At 69.6% G+C, this 19,219-nt stretch carries 10 protein-coding genes, 1 tRNA gene and 1 pseudogene; 2 read left to right on the top strand and 10 right to left on the bottom strand.

Annotated features, from left to right (window positions below):
* Nucleotides 1–288: 288 nt before the first annotated feature.
* Complete coding sequence (locus ACWGDX_RS33770; RefSeq protein ID WP_453631830.1) at nucleotides 289–639, top strand: PRC-barrel domain-containing protein; 351 nt, start codon at nucleotides 289–291, stop codon at nucleotides 637–639.
* A 511-nt stretch (nucleotides 640–1,150) separates the two neighbouring features.
* Here ACWGDX_RS33770 and ACWGDX_RS33765 read toward each other — a convergent pair.
* On the bottom strand, nucleotides 1,151–2,143 hold the full coding sequence (locus ACWGDX_RS33765; protein WP_453631828.1) for a hypothetical protein: 993 nt from the start codon (nucleotides 2,141–2,143) through the stop codon (nucleotides 1,151–1,153).
* Between the two features lie 401 nt (nucleotides 2,144–2,544).
* On the opposite strand from ACWGDX_RS33765, the pseudogene ACWGDX_RS33760 reads away from it, so the two are divergent.
* Nucleotides 2,545–2,946: pseudogene (locus tag ACWGDX_RS33760) on the top strand (tyrosine-type recombinase/integrase); the annotation flags it as partial.
* Between the two features lie 15 nt (nucleotides 2,947–2,961).
* On the opposite strand, the gene ACWGDX_RS33755 reads toward ACWGDX_RS33760, so the two are convergent.
* The 9 genes from ACWGDX_RS33755 to ACWGDX_RS33715 all read right to left on the bottom strand — a co-directional run bounded on the left by ACWGDX_RS33755 (nucleotide 2,962) and on the right by ACWGDX_RS33715 (nucleotide 18,877).
* Nucleotides 2,962–3,035: transfer RNA gene (locus tag ACWGDX_RS33755), tRNA-Thr, on the bottom strand.
* A gap of 97 nt (nucleotides 3,036–3,132) precedes the next feature.
* Entirely contained in the window at nucleotides 3,133–4,695 is a 1,563-nt protein-coding gene (locus ACWGDX_RS33750) for an alpha/beta hydrolase (RefSeq protein WP_453631826.1), read from the bottom strand.
* Nucleotides 4,696–4,858: 163 nt separating this feature from the next.
* Entirely contained in the window at nucleotides 4,859–6,064 is a 1,206-nt protein-coding gene (locus ACWGDX_RS33745) for a DNA polymerase III subunit delta' (RefSeq protein ID WP_453631824.1), read from the bottom strand.
* A 244-nt stretch (nucleotides 6,065–6,308) separates the two neighbouring features.
* Nucleotides 6,309–9,836, bottom strand: a complete 3,528-nt coding sequence (gene tmk / locus ACWGDX_RS33740; protein WP_453631822.1) for a dTMP kinase — start codon at nucleotides 9,834–9,836, stop codon at nucleotides 6,309–6,311.
* Between the two features lie 346 nt (nucleotides 9,837–10,182).
* On the bottom strand, nucleotides 10,183–13,056 hold the full coding sequence (topA, locus tag ACWGDX_RS33735; protein ID WP_453631820.1) for a type I DNA topoisomerase: 2,874 nt from the start codon (nucleotides 13,054–13,056) through the stop codon (nucleotides 10,183–10,185).
* 375 nt (nucleotides 13,057–13,431) lie between these two features.
* A complete protein-coding gene (locus ACWGDX_RS33730) occupies nucleotides 13,432–13,629 on the bottom strand; it encodes a hypothetical protein (protein ID WP_066950783.1) in 198 nt (65 codons plus the stop codon).
* A 158-nt stretch (nucleotides 13,630–13,787) separates the two neighbouring features.
* Nucleotides 13,788–15,323, bottom strand: a complete 1,536-nt coding sequence (locus tag ACWGDX_RS33725) for a DUF7059 domain-containing protein (protein ID WP_453631818.1) — start codon at nucleotides 15,321–15,323, stop codon at nucleotides 13,788–13,790.
* 245 nt (nucleotides 15,324–15,568) lie between these two features.
* Nucleotides 15,569–16,156 carry a small secreted protein gene (locus ACWGDX_RS33720; protein WP_453631817.1) on the bottom strand — a complete coding sequence of 196 codons (588 nt, stop codon included), beginning with the start codon at nucleotides 16,154–16,156 and terminating at the stop codon, nucleotides 15,569–15,571.
* Between the two features lie 309 nt (nucleotides 16,157–16,465).
* Nucleotides 16,466–18,877, bottom strand: coding sequence for a sodium-translocating pyrophosphatase (locus tag ACWGDX_RS33715; protein WP_453631815.1), 2,412 nt, complete (start codon nucleotides 18,875–18,877; stop codon nucleotides 16,466–16,468).
* Between the last annotated feature and the right edge of the window lie 342 nt (nucleotides 18,878–19,219).

The following is a 19,219-nucleotide window of genomic DNA, read 5'->3' as shown; positions in this document are numbered from 1 at the left end:
CTTTTACCGCCGCCCCCACCCCGCTTTTCCATGTGTCCGGAGGCACCCAGAAAGGTGAGCGCACCATTTGGGGGTAGGGGGTATTCGTGGCCGGGGTGCCTCTCGTGCGGCATCGGGAACCACGCCTCCACCACGGTGGACGCCCCGGCCCGCCGACATTCAGGTGACGCATCCACCGGTCGGTGAATACGACGGGAAACGGCGGGCACACGAGGGCTAGAACAATTCACGGAAGCTCGACCGTGATGATGTATTCCGTCCAGGAATCGTTGACGAAGGAGATATTTCGTGAGTGAGAACATGTGGGGCTACCAGCCGACGACCGGCCACACCGCCGGCAGCAGCCTGACCGGCTACAAGGTCGAGGCGACCGACGGGAGCATCGGCAAGGTCGACAAGCACTCCGACGACGTCGGCGCCTCGCACATCGTGGTCGACACCGGTGTATGGATCTTCGGCAAGCACGTCCTGCTGCCCGCCGGCCTCGTCAGCGCCATCGACACGGCCGAAGAGAAGATCTACATCGACCGGACCAAGGAGCAGATCAAGAACGCTCCCGAATTCGACAAGGACAGGCACAGCGGAGACGCGGGCTACCGCGACAAGATCGGCGGCTACTACGGAAGCCACCAGATCTGAGCAGTCCGCATGGGGGTGGGCCGGAGCAACCACTCCGGCCCACCCCCACGCCCGGCTCAGCCAGCACTCCCCCGACAGCCACCACGGAGGACACGGCGTCCCGGATCGACCGGATCAGGATGTGCCGGAAGAAGCCAGAGCGAGGCTCGGTACAACTCCAGACACACCATCAGCCCGAGCCGGCCTTCGCCCAGGTCCTCGCAGAACACCTCGCCCTCCGCATCGCGGCCGAGGACCAGGCGGACGGCAGGACCGCAGGACTGACGGAGACAATCCACACCGCCATCAGCGGCGTGCGGCTTCTGACCCGAGCCCACCGAAGCCGCCCCCAAAACGGCACTCTCCCACGGGGCCCGAACCAGCCGTCCTGCCAGGCGCCCCCGGGACACCGACCGACAAACCGCCCCCGCCGGCTCGAAAGGGGACCAGTCAGAAAGTTCCTCTGTCGATCCACGGATGACTTCCCCTTCGCGGAAGCCTGAAAGGCACGCTGGCTTCGAGGAGATATGTGTCATGGCACCAAAGCGGCCTTGAACGTGTGGGTGCGGTGCCAGCGGTAGTACGGCTCGCGCTGTTCGTTCCACCAACTGACCGTCCGGCTCGCGAGCTTATCCTGTATGTAGGCGGCGACTTCGGGGATTTCCTGAACGAGAGGGCTTACCTGGATAGCGCCGTTGGAGATGACCGTGACGTAACCGTGTTCATAGAGGGCGTCACAGCCGAAGACGCAGGCGAGCATGGCAATGTTGGCGAGGTCGCGCTTTTCGGTGTCGGTGCACATCGAGCGCTTCTTGATGTGGGCGCCGATGAGGAAGGTGCCCGGCAGCTCTCGTCCGCAAAGGGCGCACTCGCCGGTGGTGCCGGGCAGGAGGCGTCGCTTGAGGGCGGCCTGTTCGCCGCGTCGGGCGCGTTGGGCCTTGCGTTCCAGCTCTCCGTCGAAGCCGTCGACGGCGGCCTGTTCGGCCTGCGCGTCAAGCGGGGTGGTAGCGGCATTGGCCGGGTCCAGCGTGAGAAGGGACTGGAGGGCGTCGCTGTCGCTGTCGCTGAGCACGATGAAGCCCATGACGTTGCGGTTGGGCTTCCAGTCGAGCAGTTCGCGGACCTCGTCCATGGTGATGTCGAATCTGCGGGTGCCGGAGAGGGCGTACATGTACTCCCAGGTGTTGCCGTGGCCGTCTGCTTCCCAGAGTCGCTCGGCCAGCTCTCGGTCGCGCCACATCAGGGCGACGGTACCGCCGAAGTAGACCTTCTTCTCCCCGGTGAAGAAGACCCAGTCGCCGGGCCGCATCTTGCGGATCCTGGCGACGTTGAAGTTTTCCTTGCCGGGCATGACGCCCCACATCGGCGCGGCGCCCTCCGGGAAGAGGCGCTTCAGCTCCTGCATGACCCCCGGCTCCAGCAGATCGGCGTGCTCGTCGAAAACCACTGGTTTGACGATCGTGTCCTGGAAATGCTGATTGACGACCTTCCGTGCCAGACCGGCCGGCTGCATGACGATGCGCATCGGCTGACTCATCCCCCCGGGTCTACGTGTTGGCGCTCCCGCACGGGCTCGGCGGGCACCTTCGTCGACCGGCTCCGGTCTTCTCAACCAGCAGCACCTCAAGGGCAACGTCGAGAGCGCCACACTTGGGTTGCAAACTCCTGGAGTCCACAGGGAGCTGCCGTAGGAGAGCGCCTCGAAACGACGGCTCCAAGCTCTCCCCGGCATCTCTTGAAGTCCCAGGCACCTTCGCCGGATGTTCTTAAGATTATCGGGTTACCAGTCGGCCACTAGTACCGGCATGCGTTGAGCGCTCGAACTGCATCGTCGTCATCGCTCGACACTCAAACCCACCAAATCCGGGTGCCCGTGGAGTACCGCAAGACACAGCCGGAGGAAGAGCGGGCGCGGGTGACGAGTGACAGGAACACGAACTCGTCTTCACCCGGCAGGACGGTCGTCTCCTCGACCCTGGGCAGAACTGGGAGGAGTTCAAGGAACTGTTCGAAGAGGCCGGAATCGTCCACTGTTGTCTGTACGACGGAAGCCGCCACACTGCTGGCACGATCCCGAACGAACTCGGCGTGGGCATGCCGACGATCACGGAGATCCCGCGTCTCACGCAGACCAGTCAGACCCGCCGGTACATGAAGGGGAGACCGCGCCTGTCGACATACGCGCCGCGCCGCATGGAAGACGCCTTCGTACCAGCCCCGGAACCCCCGACTGAGACCAGAACCGAGACCGAGGACCGGCGCACGGCCTACGCCCAACGGCACCGCCGCGTGCACAGAACACAAAAGCCCAGCTCAGACATAGTCTGAGCTGGGCTTTAAATGAGCCGCCTTCGGGATTCGAACCCGAGACCTACGCATTACGAGTGCGTTGCTCTGGCCAACTGAGCTAAGGCGGCGTGCCGTGTGGACCATGGTGCGGTCTGCGGCGCGGCCAAGTCTACACAGTTTCGGAGGGTGCTCCGTACATGCCTGGGGTGGGGGTCTTGTCGCAGGTCAGGAGCACTTCTTGGCGTTCGGTGGGGGTGTGCCCTCCAGGAGGTAGGTGTTGATCGCCGTGTCGATGCAGTCGCTGCCCCGGCCGTATGCCGTGTGGCCGTCGCCGTCGTAGGTGAGCAGGGTGCCGGAGGAGAGCTGGGCGGCCAGGGACCGGGCCCATTTGTACGGGGTGGCCGGGTCGCGGGTGGTGCCTACCACGACGATCGGGGCCGCGCCCTTCGCCTCGATGCGGTGCGGGGTGCCGGTGGGCTCGGTGGGCCAGTAGGAGCAGTTCAGGGAGGCCCAGGCGAGACCCCTGCCGAAGACCGGGGAGGCCTGTTCGAAGGAGGGGAGCGCTTGGGTGACCTCTTCGGGGCCGGTGAAGGCGGGCGGGAGGTCCAGGCAGTTCACGGCCGAGTTGGCGTACATCAGGTTCGCGTACGCGCCGTCGCCGTCGCGCTCGTAGTACGAGTCGGCCAGCGCGAGAAGAGGGGCGCCGTCGCCGTCCATCGCGGCGGCCAGGGCGTCGCGTAGCTGGGGCCAGGCGGATTCGTCGTACATCGCGGCGATCACACCGGTCGTGGCGAGGGACTCGCCCAGTTGGCGGCTCTCGCCGGTGGGGACGGGCCTGGCGTCCAGGGTCAGGAAGAATGCCTTCATCCGGGTCGAGACCTCGGCCGCGGAGGTCCTGCCCAGGGGGCAGTCCGTCTGCTTGACACAGTCCTGGGCGAAGGACTGGAAGGCCGTCTCGAAGCCGGCGGTCTGATCGCGGTTCAGGTCGCGGGCCGGCAGGGACGGGTCCATCGCGCCGTCGAGGACGAGACGGCCCGTGCGCTCCGGGAACAGCTCGGCGTAGGTCGCCCCCAGGAAGGTGCCGTACGAGGCGCCCACGTACGACAGCTTCTTGTCGCCCAGCGTGGCGCGGAAGATGTCCATGTCACGGGCCGCCTCGACCGTGGAGACATGCGGGAGGATATCGCCCGAGCGCTTCTGGCAGCCCTGGGCGAACTTCTTGAAGGACTCGGTCAGCAGCCCGGTCTCGGCCTGGTCGTCAGGAGTCTGGTCGACCTGTGTGTACGCGTCCATCTCCGCGCCGGTGAGACATTCGACCGGTTCACTGCGGGCGACTCCGCGCGGGTCGATGGCCGCCATGTCGTACCGGGCCCGGACCGGGGCCGGATAGCCGATACCGGCATACCCCTGGAGATAACCGATCGCCGAGCCCCCGGGGCCGCCCGGGTTGACCAGGAGCGAGCCCAGCCGCGTGCCGGGGCCCGTGGCCTTCTTACGGGCGACGGCGAGCTTGATCTCGGTCCCGTCCGGCTTGGCGTAGTCGAGCGGGGCCTTCAGCGTGGCGCACTGGAAACCGGGGGCTCCGCACGCGCGCCACGTGAGCTTCTGGTCGTAGAACCTCTTCAGGGCCGCCGGGTCCGGCTTCGAGGCCCTCGTGCCCGAGGCCGACGTGCCGGAGTCCGTCGTACCCGAGGTCGATGTGCCCGAGGTCGACGTGCAACCGAAGATCAGCAGACCGGCCGCGGCCAGGGCGGTGGCGGAGACACGGAGCAGGCGCCTGTTGTCCATTCCGGGAGCCTAGCCGCCGGATGGCGTATACCGCCCGTCGGTACTCGTACGGGTGAGTACACCGTTTATCAGCCTGCCAGGACCGCCAGCACCGTCAGACCCGCCCGCGCCCACCCGCACTGTCGGCCCGCACCGCCCGCTCGCACTGTCGGCGCCCGTGCTGTCAGCCCGCCCGCAGGGATACCGCCATCGCCTCCACCGCCAGCAGCGGCGCCACATTGCGGTCCAGCGCCTGGCGGCAGGCGCTGATCGCCTCTATCCGGCGCAGGGTCCGCTCAGGTGTCGAGGCTCGGGCAACACGGTCCAGCGCGTCCCGTACGTCCCCGTTGGCGAGCGCGACCCGTGAGCCGAACTGGAGCGTCAGCACATCGCGGTAGAAACCGGTCAGGTCTGTGAGGGCGAGATCGAGGCTGTCGCGCTGGGTACGAGTGGAACGCCGCTTCTGGCGGTCGGCCAGCTCCTTCATCACCCCCGCCGTGCCCCGGGGCATCCGGCCGCCCGCCGAAGCGCCGAGCGCGGCCTTCATGTCCTCGGTCTCCTTGGCGTCCACATCCTCGGCGACCTGCCTGGCGTCCTCCGTCGCCGCGTCGATCAGCTCCTGGGCGGCCTTGAGACAGCCGCCGATGTCGTCCACGCGCAGGGGCATCTTGAGCACGGTGGCACGGCGGGCACGGGCCCGGTCGTCGGTGGCGAGGCGACGGGCGCGGCCGATATGTCCCTGGGTGGCACGGGCGGCGGCATGGGCGGCCTCCGGCTCGATCCCGTCGCGCCGGATCAGCACATCGGCTACGGCGTCCACCGCCGGCGTACGCAGGACAAGATGGCGGCAGCGCGAGCGGATGGTGGGCAGAACGTCCTCCAGGGAGGGCGCGCAGAGCAGCCAGACCGTACGGGGCGCCGGCTCCTCCACCGCCTTCAGCAGAACATTGCCCGCGCCCTCGGTGAGGCGGTCGGCGTCCTCCAGCACGATGACCTGCCAGCGGCCTCCGGCCGGGGAGAGCTGGGCGCGGCGCACCAGCTCACGGGTCTCCTTGACGCCGATGGAGAGCAGGTCGGTACGGATCACCTCGACGTCGGCGTGCGTACCGATCAGGCTCGTATGGCACCCGTCGCAGAACCCGCAGCCCGGCTCTCCGCCGAGCGCTCGGTCCGGGCTGACGCACTGGAGCGCGGCGGCGAAGGCGCGGGCCGCGGTGGAACGGCCCGAGCCCGGCGGCCCGGTGAACAGCCACGCGTGCGTCATCTTCGAGGCCTCGGGTGGCGGGGTGCCCGACGCCTCGGCCGTCACCCGCGCGTCGGCGTCACGGGCGGCGGCGGAGAGCGCCACGTGGACGCGGTCCTGCCCGACCAGGTCGTCCCATACGGTCATACGCCGTCACCGCTCCTTGCCGTCCGCTGCCCTGCTCTGCCCTGCCCAGCCGTGCGCGTGGTCGCGGCCGGCTTGTACGGACACACACGTGCCGTGCGTGCCCTTACGTGCCCCGTGCGTGCCCCGTGCGTGCCGTGCCGCTCGGAGCGCCCGGTGCCGCCCCGATTCCCTTTGCTCCGATTCCATTGTGGGGGCAGGGTCTGACAGTCCCTCCCCCACTTCAGGGCTCGGCGGCCTTCAGGGCTCAGCGGCGGCGGCGCCTGCTGTCCGTCTCGTCGTCGCCCTCGTGCGGGCCGAGCAGTTCGTCCGCCAGGCTCGGAAGATCGTCCAGCGGAGTCTCCTCCGCCCAGTCCGAGCGGCGGCGCGGGCGCTGCTGCTCCGGCTCCCCCTCGGCGCTGCCCTGCGGAGGGAACTGCGGCAGCTCGCGCGTGCGTTCGTTGCCCCCGTCGGCGGGCGGAGCCGGTTCGTCCTCGCGGAAGTAACCCCGCGGCACCCGGTCGGCGGGATCACTGTTCCGTACGGGCGGAAGTACGGCGGTCTCGTCGACCGCGCGGGCGTCCCGCACGTCCCCGACCTCGCCCGTGCCCCGCCGCTCCCCGCCCCGTACCGGCGCCGACGGCACCTGAGGCAGCACAGCCGTCTCGTCCGCCGCGCGACCGGCCCCCCGGTCGGGCGATGCCGACCGCTCGGACGGCTCGGACCGCTCGTGCCACTCGGGCCGCTCCGGCACACGGGGAATGACCCTCGTCTCCTCGGCGTCCCGCGCCCCCGCCGCCTGCGCCTCGTCAGGCCGTACCGCCGGGACCTCCTGGGTCACCGCGTCCGAAGCGTCAGAAGCGCCCGTCCGCTTCGGAGCGTCCATCGGCTTCTTCACGAACGCCGTGGGCACCGTGATCTCATTCGGCGAGACCGCGGACTCGGCAGCGGAGCCGCCGGCTGAACCAGCAGCGAATCCTCCCGCGGAACCTCCCGCAGCGCCCGCGGCCCCCGCAGCGCCCGCCGACTCCTCCGCGAGCCGCCGTGCCTCCTCGGCCCGCAGCAAGGCCTCCTCGGCCTTGCGCTGCTTCTCCTGGCGCCGCTCCTCGGCCTCGGCGCGCAGCCGCGCCTCCTCCTGAGCCTGCCTCCTGAGCCGTGCCTGCTCCGCCTCGTACGCCCGCTCCTCGGCCTCCCGCCGCTTGCGCGCCTCCTCGGCCAGCCGCCGTGCCTCCTCGGCACGCTCCCTGGCCTCCTCCGCCTGCCGCTCGGCCTCGCGCTGCTGAGCCTCCTCCAGCTCGCGGCGCTTGCGCTCCTCCTCCTCGGCCCGGAGCTTGGCGAGCTGCGCCTCGCGCTCGCGCTCCAGCCGCTCCTCCTCCGCCTTGCGCGCGGCCTCTTCCTCCGCCTTGCGCCGCGCCTCCTCGATGGCGGCCTTCCGCGCGTCTTCGCGGGCCTTCACCTCGGCCTCGGAGAGGGGCAGCATCTGGTCGAGCCGGTGCCGTACGACCGTGGTGACCGCCTCCGGCTCCTGCCCGCCGTCCACGACGAGATAACGGGCGGGGTCGGCGGCGGCGAGGGTGAGGAAGCCCGACCGTACCCGCTGGTGGAACTCGGCCGGCTCGGACTCCAGCCGGTCCGGGGCCTCCGTGAACCGCTCGCGTGCCGTCTCGGGCGAGACATCGAGCAGCACGGTGAGGTGCGGTACGAGACCGTCCGTCGCCCAGCGCGAGATACGGGCGATCTCGGTCGGCGAGAGGTCCCGCCCCGCGCCCTGGTAGGCCACGGACGAATCGATGTAGCGGTCGGAGATGACGATCGCGCCGCGCTCCAGGGCCGGGCGTACGACCGAGTCCACATGCTCGGCGCGATCGGCGGCGTACAGCAGTGCCTCCGCGCGGTTCGACAGACCTGCGCTCGACACGTCCAGCAAGATCGAGCGCAGCCGCTTGCCGACCGGCGTGGCGCCCGGCTCGCGGGTGACCACCACTTCGTGGCCCTTGGCACGGATCCATTCGGCCAGCGCCTCGACCTGGGTCGACTTGCCGGCGCCGTCGCCCCCCTCGATCGCCAGGAAGAACCCGCTCGCGGCTGCCGGAGCCGAGACCGGATCCGCCCCCCCGCGCAGCGCGTCCCGCAGGTCACGGCGCAGCGGGACACCGGAACGGTCGTCCGTCTTGGCGAGGACGACCGCCGCGACCGGGAGCAACAGCGCGCCTACCAGCATCAGCGTGAAGGCCGCGCCGTCGTGCGCGAAGACGAAGGTTCCATTGGCGAGGCGGTGCGGGCCGATGGCCGCGGCGACGAGGGGGGCGACGACCACGCCGACTGCGACAAAGACCCTTACGACGGCTTGAAGGTGTTCGGTGACTCGATTACGACGGTACTCCTCCGCCTCCAGGTCGATAAGCGCGTGTCCGGTACTCGCCACGACACCGGCCCCGAAGCCGGCGAACAGCGCGATGAACAGCACGGTCGCCGTGTCCGGCACCAGTCCCATCGCCAGCAGCGCGATGCCGGTGACCGCGATCGCCAGCGCGAACAGGCGTCGCCGCGACAGGGCGGGCAGCACCTTCTGGGCGCGGCGGATACCGAGTCCCGTGCCGCCGGTCAGCGCGAGGACCAGCAGGGCGAAGGCGACGGGACCGCCGCCCAGGTCCTTGGCGTGGAGTACGGAGACGGCCACGGCGGACGCGACGGCTCCCGCGATCGCGCCGGACGCGAGGACCAGCAGCGGAAGAGCGCCCGTACGCCCCTTGTCCCGGCCCCCGGCGCCACCGGCGGCGGACGGACGTCGCAGCCCTTCGATCGGGGAGCGCGGACGGGGCGTATGGCCGTCGGGCAGTTCGAGGAAGTACAGGGTGGACACGGACGCGGCGAACAGTCCCGCCGCGACATACGAGCCGAGGGCCGCCTGATGCAGCGAGAACCAGTCGATGCCCGTCCCGAGCAGATTGCCGATCAGCGTCGCGACGAGCAGGACGGCCGCCGCGACGGGCACCGCGGCGAAGGCCGTGCGCAGGGAGAGCCGGCGCAGCGCGTCGAAGTGGTCGGGGAGCGGCCGTACCGCGGCGCCCTCCAGCGGCGGGGGCGGCAGCAGGGCGGGGGCGGCGCTCTCCTTGGCGACCGTCCAGAACCTCTCGGCGACACCGAGGACGAAGACCGTGCTCAGAAGGATCGGGAGCGCGCGGTCCGGCGCCCATTCGAGCCACAGCGGCGCGATGATGAGCAGCACGAGACGGAGTACATCCGCGACGATCATGGTCCAGCGACGGTCCAGCGGACCACCGTCCCTCGCCGGTTTGGCGGACTTCCTGGTGGACTTCTTGGTGGACTTCCTGGCGGCCCCGGCGGTACCGACGGCACCGCCGGCGTCGGAGTCTCCGCCGGCCGCACCGGCCGCACCGGCCGCACCGTCCGCACCTGTGCCGACGGTCCCGGTCACCGGCACGGGCCGCGCCCCGCTGCCCGGTGCGAGCAGTCCCGAAAGCGGTCCGAGAAGGACCGCTCCGAACAGCAGCGTGGCCAGGACCCGTGCGCCGAACACGGCCGCGACGGCGAACGCCGCGCCCCGGTATCCCGCACCGAATGAGCCCTCGGCGATCGCCGCCTGCAACGACAGCAGCAGAAGCACGAGTACGGCGAGTACGTCGCCGATGCCGCCGGCGAACTGCGCCCCCCACAACCGCCTGAGCGGAGGAAGGCGCAGCAGGGACCGCACGGCACGCTCTCGTGAGTCTGCGGCAAGTGCGTCGGAGTCGGAGGGGGGGCTCACGACCGTTGGCTGCTCGGCTCGCGTCATCCGCCCAGCCTATCCGGAGCTGTTGACTCCCTGGAGCCGCTGTCCGAACACGTGGGCGCACATACGTCCGGATCGATCGTTATCCGACCCCATAACGCCCGCGAAGCCCTACAACGCCCCACATCGTCCTACGACGATCCGTCGCGCCCGTGCCCGAACACCCCGCGGGGCCCCTGGTCCTGCCCTGTCAACGCCCCACTCGCCCAAGCCGCCGACGCGCACCACTGCCCCACACGCCCCAGCCGGCCAACACGCCCCCGCCGCCCCACGTGCCCCGGCCGCCGTACGCGCCCTCCGCGCCCGAGCCGCCCTAGGCGCCGTACGCGTCCAGCTCGCCGTACGCGCCCTACTCGTCCGTTTCCGCGGAGGACGCCGTCCGGGCAGTCGCCGTACCGGCGGACGACGTCCGGGCGGAAGCCGTCTTCGCGGACGCCGTCTTCTTGGCCGCCGCGGTCTTCGCAGTCGTCGTCTTCTTCGCCGCGGCCTTCTTCGCCGTCGTCGCCTTCTTGGCCGGAGCCTTCTTCGCCGGGGCCTTGGCCGCCTTCTTCGCGGTCTTCTTGGCCGGGCTCTTCGCGCGCTTCTCCGCGAGCAGCTCGTACCCGCGCTCCGGGGTGATCTCCTCGACGCTGTCCCCGGTCCGCAAGGTCGCGTTCGTCTCGCCGTCCGTGACATACGGCCCAAAACGGCCGTCCTTCACCACAACGGGACGCTCGCTCACCGGGTCCGTGCCCAGCTCCTTCAGCGGCGGCTTGGCCGCGGCCCGCCCCCGCTGCTTGGGCTGTGCGTAGATCGCCAGCGCCTCGTCCAGCGTGATGCTGAAGAGCTGGTCCTCGCGCTCCAGCGACCGCGAGTCCGTGCCCTTCTTCAGATACGGGCCGTACCGGCCGTTCTGCGCGGTGATCTCGACACCCTCGGCGTCCGTGCCGACCACCCTCGGCAGCGACATCAGCTTCAGCGCGTCGTCGAGCGTGACCGTGTCCAGGGACATGGACTTGAAGAGGGAGGCGGTACGGGGCTTGACCGCGTTCTTGCCGGTCTTCGGGGTGCCGTCCGGCAGGATCTCCGTGACATAGGGACCGTACCGGCCGTCCTTCGCCACGATCTGATGACCGGTCACCGGATCGGCGCCCAGCTCGAAGTCACCGCTCGGCTTGGCGAGCAGCTCCTCCGCGTATCCGACCGTCAGTTCGTCGGGCGCCAGGTCCTCCGGCACATCGGCGCGCTGGTGGCCCTCCTCGTCCTTCTCCCCGCGCTCCACATACGGCCCGTACCGGCCGACGCGCAGCATGATGCCGTCGCCGACGGGGAAGGAGGAGATCTCGCGCGCGTCGATCGCTCCGAGGTCGGTGACCAGCTCCTTGAGACCGCCGAGGTGGTCCCCGTCGCCGTTGCCGGCGCCCGACGCGAGACCCGCGTTGTCGTCGCCCTGGCCGAAGTAGAAACGCCTCAGCCACGGCACGGCCTGGGCCTCGCCCCGCGCGATGCGGTCGAGGTCGTCCTCCATCCGGGCCGTGAAGTCGTAGTCGACCAGCCGGCCGAAGTGCTTCTCCAGCAGATTGACCACGGCGAAGGAGAGGAAGGACGGGACGAGCGCCGTGCCCTTCTTGAAGACATAGCCGCGGTCGAGGATGGTGCCGATGATCGAGGCATACGTCGACGGACGGCCGATCTCGCGCTCTTCCAGCTCCTTGACCAGCGAGGCCTCGGTGTAACGGGCCGGCGGCTTGGTCGCGTGGCCGTCGACCGACAGCTCCTCGGCGGTGAGCGCGTCGCCCTCGGCGACCTGCGGCAGCCGGCGCTCGCGGTCGTCCAGCTCCGCGTTCGGGTCGTCCGCGCCCTCGACATACGCCTTCATGAAGCCGTGGAAGGTGATCGTCTTGCCGGAGGCGGAGAATTCCGCGTCCCGGCCGTCGCTCGCCGTCCCGCCGATCTTCACGGTGACGCTGTTGCCGACCGCGTCCTTCATCTGGGAGGCGACGGTCCGCTTCCAGATCAGCTCGTACAGCTTGAACTGGTCGCCGGTCAGACCCGTCTCCGCGGGAGTACGGAAACGGTCGCCCGAGGGACGGATCGCCTCGTGCGCCTCCTGCGCGTTCTTGACCTTGCCCGCGTACGTACGCGGCTTGTCCGGCAGATAGCTCGCCCCGTACAACTGCGTGACCTGCGCCCGAGCCGCCGAGACCGCCGTGTCCGAAAGGGTCGTGGAGTCCGTACGCATATAGGTGATGAAGCCGTTCTCGTACAGCTTCTGCGCGACCTGCATCGTGGACTTGGCCCCGAAGCCCAGCTTGCGCGAGGCCTCCTGCTGGAGAGTCGTCGTACGGAACGGGGCGTACGGGGAGCGGCGGTACGGCTTGGACTCGACCGAGCGGACCGAGAAGGACGTGTCCGCCAGTGCGGCGGCGAGCGCCCGCGCGTTGGCCTCGTCCAGATGCAGCACCTGGTCGGACTTGAGCCGTCCGTCAGAACCGAAGTCACGGCCCTGGGCGACACGCCTGCCGTCGACCGCGTTCAGCCGGGCGACGAGTGAGGACGGGTCGGAGGCGTCTCCGGCCCGGCCGGTGGAGAACGTACCGGTCAGATCCCAGTACTCGGCGGAGCGGAACGCGATGCGCTCGCGCTCCCGCTCGACGACGAGCCGGGTGGCCACGGACTGCACACGGCCCGCGGAGAGGCCCCGCATGACCTTCTTCCACAGGACCGGCGAGACCTCGTAGCCGTAAAGACGGTCGAGGATACGGCGGGTCTCCTGCGCGTCGACCATCCGCGTGTTCAGCTCACGCGGGTTGGCGACGGCGGCCCTGATCGCGTCCTTGGTGATCTCGTGGAAGACCATCCGCTTGACCGGGACCTTGGGCTTGAGGACTTCCTGGAGGTGCCACGCGATGGCCTCGCCCTCGCGGTCCTCATCGGTGGCGAGGTAGAGCTCGTCGGATTCGGCCAGCAGCTCCTTGAGCTTTCTGACCTGGGCCCTCTTGTCGGCGTTGACGACATAGATCGGCTGGAAGTCGTGCTCGACGTCCACACCGAGGCGGCGCACCTCGCCGGTGTACTTCTCGGGCACCTCCGCGGCGCCGTTCGGGAGGTCGCGGATGTGCCCGACGCTCGCCTCGACGACGTAGCCGGGGCCGAGGTACCCCTTGATCGTCTTCGCCTTGGCAGGCGACTCGACGATGACGAGTCGGCGGCCGCCGTGTGCGGTCTCGCTGGTCGGGGACAACTTCGCTCTTCTCTCCGGTCGACGCTCGGTGGGCCCGTACGGCAGTACGGCGCGCACGGCACGGCCGGGCGCGGACGGCCCAGCGGTGACGCTGCTTCGCTGCGGAGTGTGACGGTACAACCCGCCCCCGTGTCAAACGGCGAAAGCCCGCAACGGCCACTCGAACGGTAACCCGACTCCAGCCGTTCCTGCCGCCCGGACCCCCATGCCCGTCGCGTCGGACCGCACCGGCCGTGCTTCGGCCGAGTCGCTCCGGGACGGTCGTGTCCGAGGGCGCCGAAACCCGTACGGTGCAGGTCCGGCGGCCCGGCGGCACTCCGCGCGGGTCTGTTCGATCATGACGCGGCAGTGCTGGTCCCGCTCCGGGAAAGAGGATCAGATACGACTGAAACACCACACGCCGAGGGCGAGAAAGACCACGCCCGAGAGTGTCGCGAGCGTGATGGACGCCGCAGGCCGCACTCCGTGGGCCACCGGTGCGCGGTGGAGCACGCGCGCCACCGTCCACAGCAGCAGTCCGGCACCGAACAGGGCGAATACCGCTCCCGCGAATACCGCCGGCCCGCTCTCCATGCCCGTACCTCGCTCCGCGCGTGGCGCCCGCCCCGGGGCGCCAAGGATTCAGGGCCCGAGGCTGGCACCTCAGGGCGTCAGCGGCACGAACTCCTGGTGAACGCCACGAACGCGTTCACGGGGCCCGCGCCCCGCACGGGCCCGCGACGGCGGTCATGTCAGAGCGAAGTCGGTGCCGGTTCCAGGAAACCCTCCTCCACCAGCAGCCGGATCGCCTGGGGCGTCCGGTCCCTGAGCAGTACCGGATCCTCCTGCATGAGCTGGGCGATCGCGTCCAGGATCCGTCCGGCGCTCAGCCTGCCGTCGCAGACCCCGGCGAACCCGGCCGCCACCGCGTCGACCTTCGTGGCCCGCCGCATACCCCGGTGCTGCCGCAGCACCACATGCTCGGGATCCTCGGCACCCGGCAGCCCCACCTGCTCCTGGACGACCTCGGGCGCCAGCAGGAAATGGCCGGCGAGAAGGCCCGCGTCATCGTGCGCGCGCAGATAGTCCTGCCGCTCGAAGTGGGCCCGTACGGTCTCGCCGAGCGGCTGCTCGACCGGGTGCGGCCACTCCTCCACGACGATCGACTGCCGCTCGGCGCCCGTCTTCCTGAGCGTGATCCAGCCGAAACCGACCGCCTTGGTCTTGCGGGCCTCGAACTCGTCCAGCCACGCTTCGTACCGCGCGGCGTACTCCTCCGGGTCCTCGCGGTGGTCGCCGCCGTCGCGCAGCCACAGCTCCGCGTACTGCGTCACGTCCTGGACCTCCCGCTGCACGATCCAGGCGTCGCAGCCGGCCGGCACCCAGGAACGCAGCCGCTGCTCCCACTCCTCCCCCTCCACGTGCTGCCAGTTGGCGAGGAAATGCGCGAATCCGCCTTCGCGCAGCCGCTCGCCGGTCTGCTGGACGAGCGTGCGGCACAGATCGTCCCCGCCCATCCCGCCGTCCCGGTAGGTCAGCCGGGCGCCGGGCGAGATGACGAACGGCGGGTTGGAGACGATCAAGTCGTACGTCTCGTCCCCCACCGGCTCGAAGAGCGAGCCCTCGCGCAGCTCGACCTCCGGCGCGCCGGAGAGCGCCAGTGTCAGCCGCGTGAAGCCGAGGGCCCGCGGATTGAGATCGGTGGCGGTGACCCGTACGGCGTGCTGGGCCGCGTGCAGGGCCTGGATACCGGAGCCGGTGCCGAGGTCGAGCGCCCTCTCGACGGGTGTCCGTACGGTGATCCCCGCCAGGGTCGTGGAGGCCCCGCCCACTCCGAGCACCACCCCCTCGTCATGGCCGCTCGCGCCCGAGGCACCCCCGACGGCGAGCCCCCGGTCGGAGACGATGAACCAGTCCTGGCCCTCCGGCCCGCCGTACGGCCGGACATCCACCGTCGCGTGGACCTCCCGCCCGTCCTGCCGGACCTCCTGCCCGTCCTGCCCGTCCCGTACGAGCCAGCCGTCGGCCAGCGCCTCCTCCAACGGCAGCGCGGCCGCCGCGCGCTCCTCCGGAACCGGCTTCTGGAGCAGAAAGAGCCGTACGAGCGTTTCGAGCGGGGTGTCGCCGCGGGTGGCGCGCAGCGCGGGCACGGTCTCGCTGCGGGCCAGCGCGGCGTACGCGGGCGCGCCGAGCAGGTCGAGCAGGCCGTCAACGGTGAAATCGGCGGCGAGCAGTGCCGCACGGAGTCGGGGCGAGTGGTCGGGCGCGGGAAGGCTGGTCGTACTCACCCGCCCATTGTGGCGGCTCCCACTGACAACGGCCCGCGGCCCGGTCCCTCCGTTCGGGGGACCGGGCCGCAGTGTCATGTTCGAGAGCGTCCAAGAGCGGATGTCGCGGACCGCCGCCCATCGCCTGACGGTGGCGACGACGGCGACGATACGGACGGTTTCCGACTGTCTCTGGCTGTTTCCGACGAGTTCCGGAGGATCCTGATGTTTCCTGCCGGAGAATCCCGATGTTTCCTGAGGGGTTCCTAGCCGCCGTTCACCGACGAGCCGGTCGCCCCGGCGCTCGTCGGCGGCGTCTTCTGGCACCCGGTCTGCTTCGCCATCGCCTTGCCGACGGCGCCGGACTGGAGCTTCTGGAGCGCCTTGTCGCCGCTCCTGCTGAGCTTGTCCAGCTCGTCCGCGACGCCCTTGAGGCCGTCGGCGAAGTCCGCCTGGTCCTTCGTGTCGAGCTCGTCGACCTTCTGCTGGAGGCCCGCGTACGCCGTGGAGGTGGCGTTGAGTTCCTTGACGGCCTCCTGCTGAGTCTTCTCGCCGTCGGTGACGGGCGGGGCGCCCGCGCTGTTCACGGCGGAGCCCAGCGCCCTGTAGGCGCCGGAGATGGACTGGAAGGCCGCGGAGTCGGTCCTCTGGACGTCGATGGGCTTGGTGCTGTCCGAGGTCGCCTGCTGGATGGAGGTGTTGGCGGCCCCGATCTTCTTCAGCTCGGGCTGAACCTGGTCGCAGACCTTCTTGGCCCAGTCGTTCACCTTGCTCTCGCTGTCGTCACTGCAACCGGACAGCGTCATGAGCAGTACCGCACCGCCGGACAGCGCGGCCACAAGCTTCTTGTTCACCGGATGGTCCCTTCCAAGGCTCTCGGCCCCGGAACATACACGCCAAGTGGGCGACAACCGTGTCCAGGTCGCGCGGTCTGTGCGCCATTGCAGCCATTTGCACCAAGGGAGAGACACCTCACGCGCACCGTCCGTTCCCGGAAACGCCGACGGGCGGACGGCGCGTCCCTCCGCACCGCCCGCCCGCACGCCCCCTACAGACCACTACAAGCCGCAGACCCCCCGGCACATACGGTCACGGGCCCGGTCTTACGGTCACAAGCCCCGAGACGTACGGTCACGGGTCCCGAGGCGCCGTCCGACCGGCCGTCATGACGCCACAGCCGGGTCCGGCGACTTCTCCGTTCCGCCGCCAGGGCCGTGCCCGCCGCTGCCGTCCCCGCCGTCCACCGTCACCGAGCGCCGCTTGGAGACATAGACGGCCCCGATGATGACAGCCAGCGCGAGCACGGCCACCACGGCGCGGATCCCCGCGCTGGCGTCGCTCCCGTAACTGAACTGCACGACCGCGGGCGCGATGAGCAGCGCCACCAGGTTCATCACCTTGAGCAGCGGGTTGATGGCGGGACCCGCCGTGTCCTTGAACGGGTCTCCGACCGTGTCCCCGATCACCGTCGCGGCATGGGCGTCGCTGCCCTTGCCGCCGTGGTGCCCGTCCTCGACCAGCTTCTTGGCGTTGTCCCAGGCGCCGCCGGAGTTGGCCAGGAAGACGGCCATCAGGGTGCCGGTGCCGATCGCGCCGGCCAGGAACGAGCCGAGCGCCCCGACCCCCAGCGAGAAGCCCACCACGATCGGGGTGAGGACGGCGAGCAGACCGGGCGTGGCCAGCTCGCGCAGCGCGTCCTTGGTGCAGATGTCGACCACGCGCCCGTACTCCGGCTTCTCGGTGTAGTCCATGATCCCGGGATGCTCGCGGAACTGCCGCCGCACCTCGTAGACCACCGAACCGGCCGACCGCGACACCGCGTTGATCGCCAGTCCGGAGAAGAGGAAGACGACCGCGGCACCGAGGATCAGCCCCACCAGATTGTTGGGCTGGGAGATGTCCAGACTGAGGGTCAGCTCACCGGCGACGGCTCCCACATCCGCGACGGCCGTGGCGATGGCGTCGCGGTACGAGCCGAAGAGCGCCGCCGCGGCGAGTACGGCCGTGGCGATGGCGATGCCCTTCGTGATGGCTTTCGTGGTGTTGCCGACGGCGTCGAGGTCGGTGAGCACCTGAGCGCCCGCGCCCTGGACGTCGCCGGACATCTCGGCGATGCCCTGGGCGTTGTCGGAGACCGGGCCGAAGGTGTCCATGGCGACGATGACGCCCACGGTGGTGAGCAGTCCGGTGCCGGCCAGCGCCACCGCGAAGAGGGCGAGCATGATCGACGTACCGCCGAGCAGGAACGCCCCGTACACCGCGAGGCCGATCAGCAGCGCGGTGTAGACGGCGGACTCCAGACCGATGGCGATGCCCGCGAGCACCACGGTGGCGGGACCGGTCAGGGCGGACTTGCCGATGTCCCTGACCGGGCGCCTGGTGGTCTCGGTGAAGTAGCCCGTGAGCTGCTGGATCAGGGCGGCGAGCACGATACCGATGGCGACCGCGACCAGGGCCATCACACGCGGATCGCCGCTGTGCGCGAGGATCTCCTGGTCGTCCACTCCGTCCAGTCCGGCGTACGAGGACGGCAGATAGACGAAGACCGCCACGGCCACCAGGGCGAGCGAGATCACCGCGGAGATGAAGAAGCCACGGTTGATGGCGCTCATGCCGCTGCGGTCGGAGCGGCGCGGGGCCACCGCGAAGATACCGATCATCGCCGTGACCACCCCGATCGCGGGAACGATCAGCGGGAAGGCGAGCCCGAAGTCCCCGAACGCCGCCTTGCCGAGGATGAGCGCGGCGACCAGCGTCACGGCGTACGACTCGAACAGGTCCGCGGCCATGCCCGCGCAGTCCCCGACGTTGTCGCCCACGTTGTCCGCGATGGTCGCGGCATTACGGGGATCGTCCTCGGGAATGCCCTGCTCCACCTTGCCGACCAGGTCCGCGCCGACATCGGCGGCCTTGGTGAAGATCCCGCCGCCGACTCGCATGAACATGGCGATCAGCGCGGCGCCGAGCCCGAAGCCCTCCAGCACCTTGGGCGCGTCGGCGGCGTAGACGAGGACCACACAGGAGGCACCGAGCAGCCCGAGGCCCACCGTGAACATCCCGACCACACCGCCCGTACGGAATGCGATCTTCATGGCCTTGTGGGAAACGGCCGTGAGATCTTTTTCCGGCTCGCCCTCAGCCGGTGCCGCCTCGCGCGCCGCCGCGGCGACCCGCACATTGCTGCGTACGGCAAGGCGCATGCCGATGTAACCGGTGGCCGCCGAGAAAAGCGCACCCACCAGGAAGAACAGCGAACGTCCCGCGCGCTGCGACCAGTTGTCCGCCGGCAGCAGCATCAGCAGGAAGAACACCACGACGGCGAAGACGCCGAGGGTACGCAACTGCCGGGCCAGATAGGCATTCGCGCCTTCCTGTACGGCCGCCGCGATCTCTTTCATCGAATCCGTGCCCTCGCCGGCCGACAGGACCTGGCGCACCAGGAGCTGGGCGACGAACAGAGCCGCCAGCGCGACAACCGCGATGACGATCACGATGAGCCGATTGTCGTCCGTGAGTATCGCGGCCGCGAGAGAAGTGGGGTGTTCGGACAGTTGTGGATGGAAGTGCCCCGCCATTCGTCCTCCTTGACGCTCAGCGTTCAAGATGGACGGATTGTAGGGAGCAGAACCTGATCAAAACAGAGCACGCCACATGGAATCGACCTTGACTTATCCGCACACAAATGGTCACACCGAAAATACGTAATGGTATAAACACATTGATAAAATGATCGACGATCTTCCGCGAAATAAGAAAGGCCCTGCTCAGCAGGGCCTTTCGAGGCAGGGCAATGGGGAGATTCGATCAATGCATCCGACAGTCCGATCAGAACATCCCCGCGATTCGATCAGGGCATCGCGGCAGTTCGATCAGGACAGCGTGACGGATCGACCAGGGCAACATGGCAGGCCGATCAG

The sequence above is a fragment of the Streptomyces sp. NPDC055025 genome, from assembly GCF_053608565.1.
The sequence above is the reverse complement of the archived record's forward strand: the minus strand, read 5'-3'. Positions and strand labels throughout refer to the sequence as shown.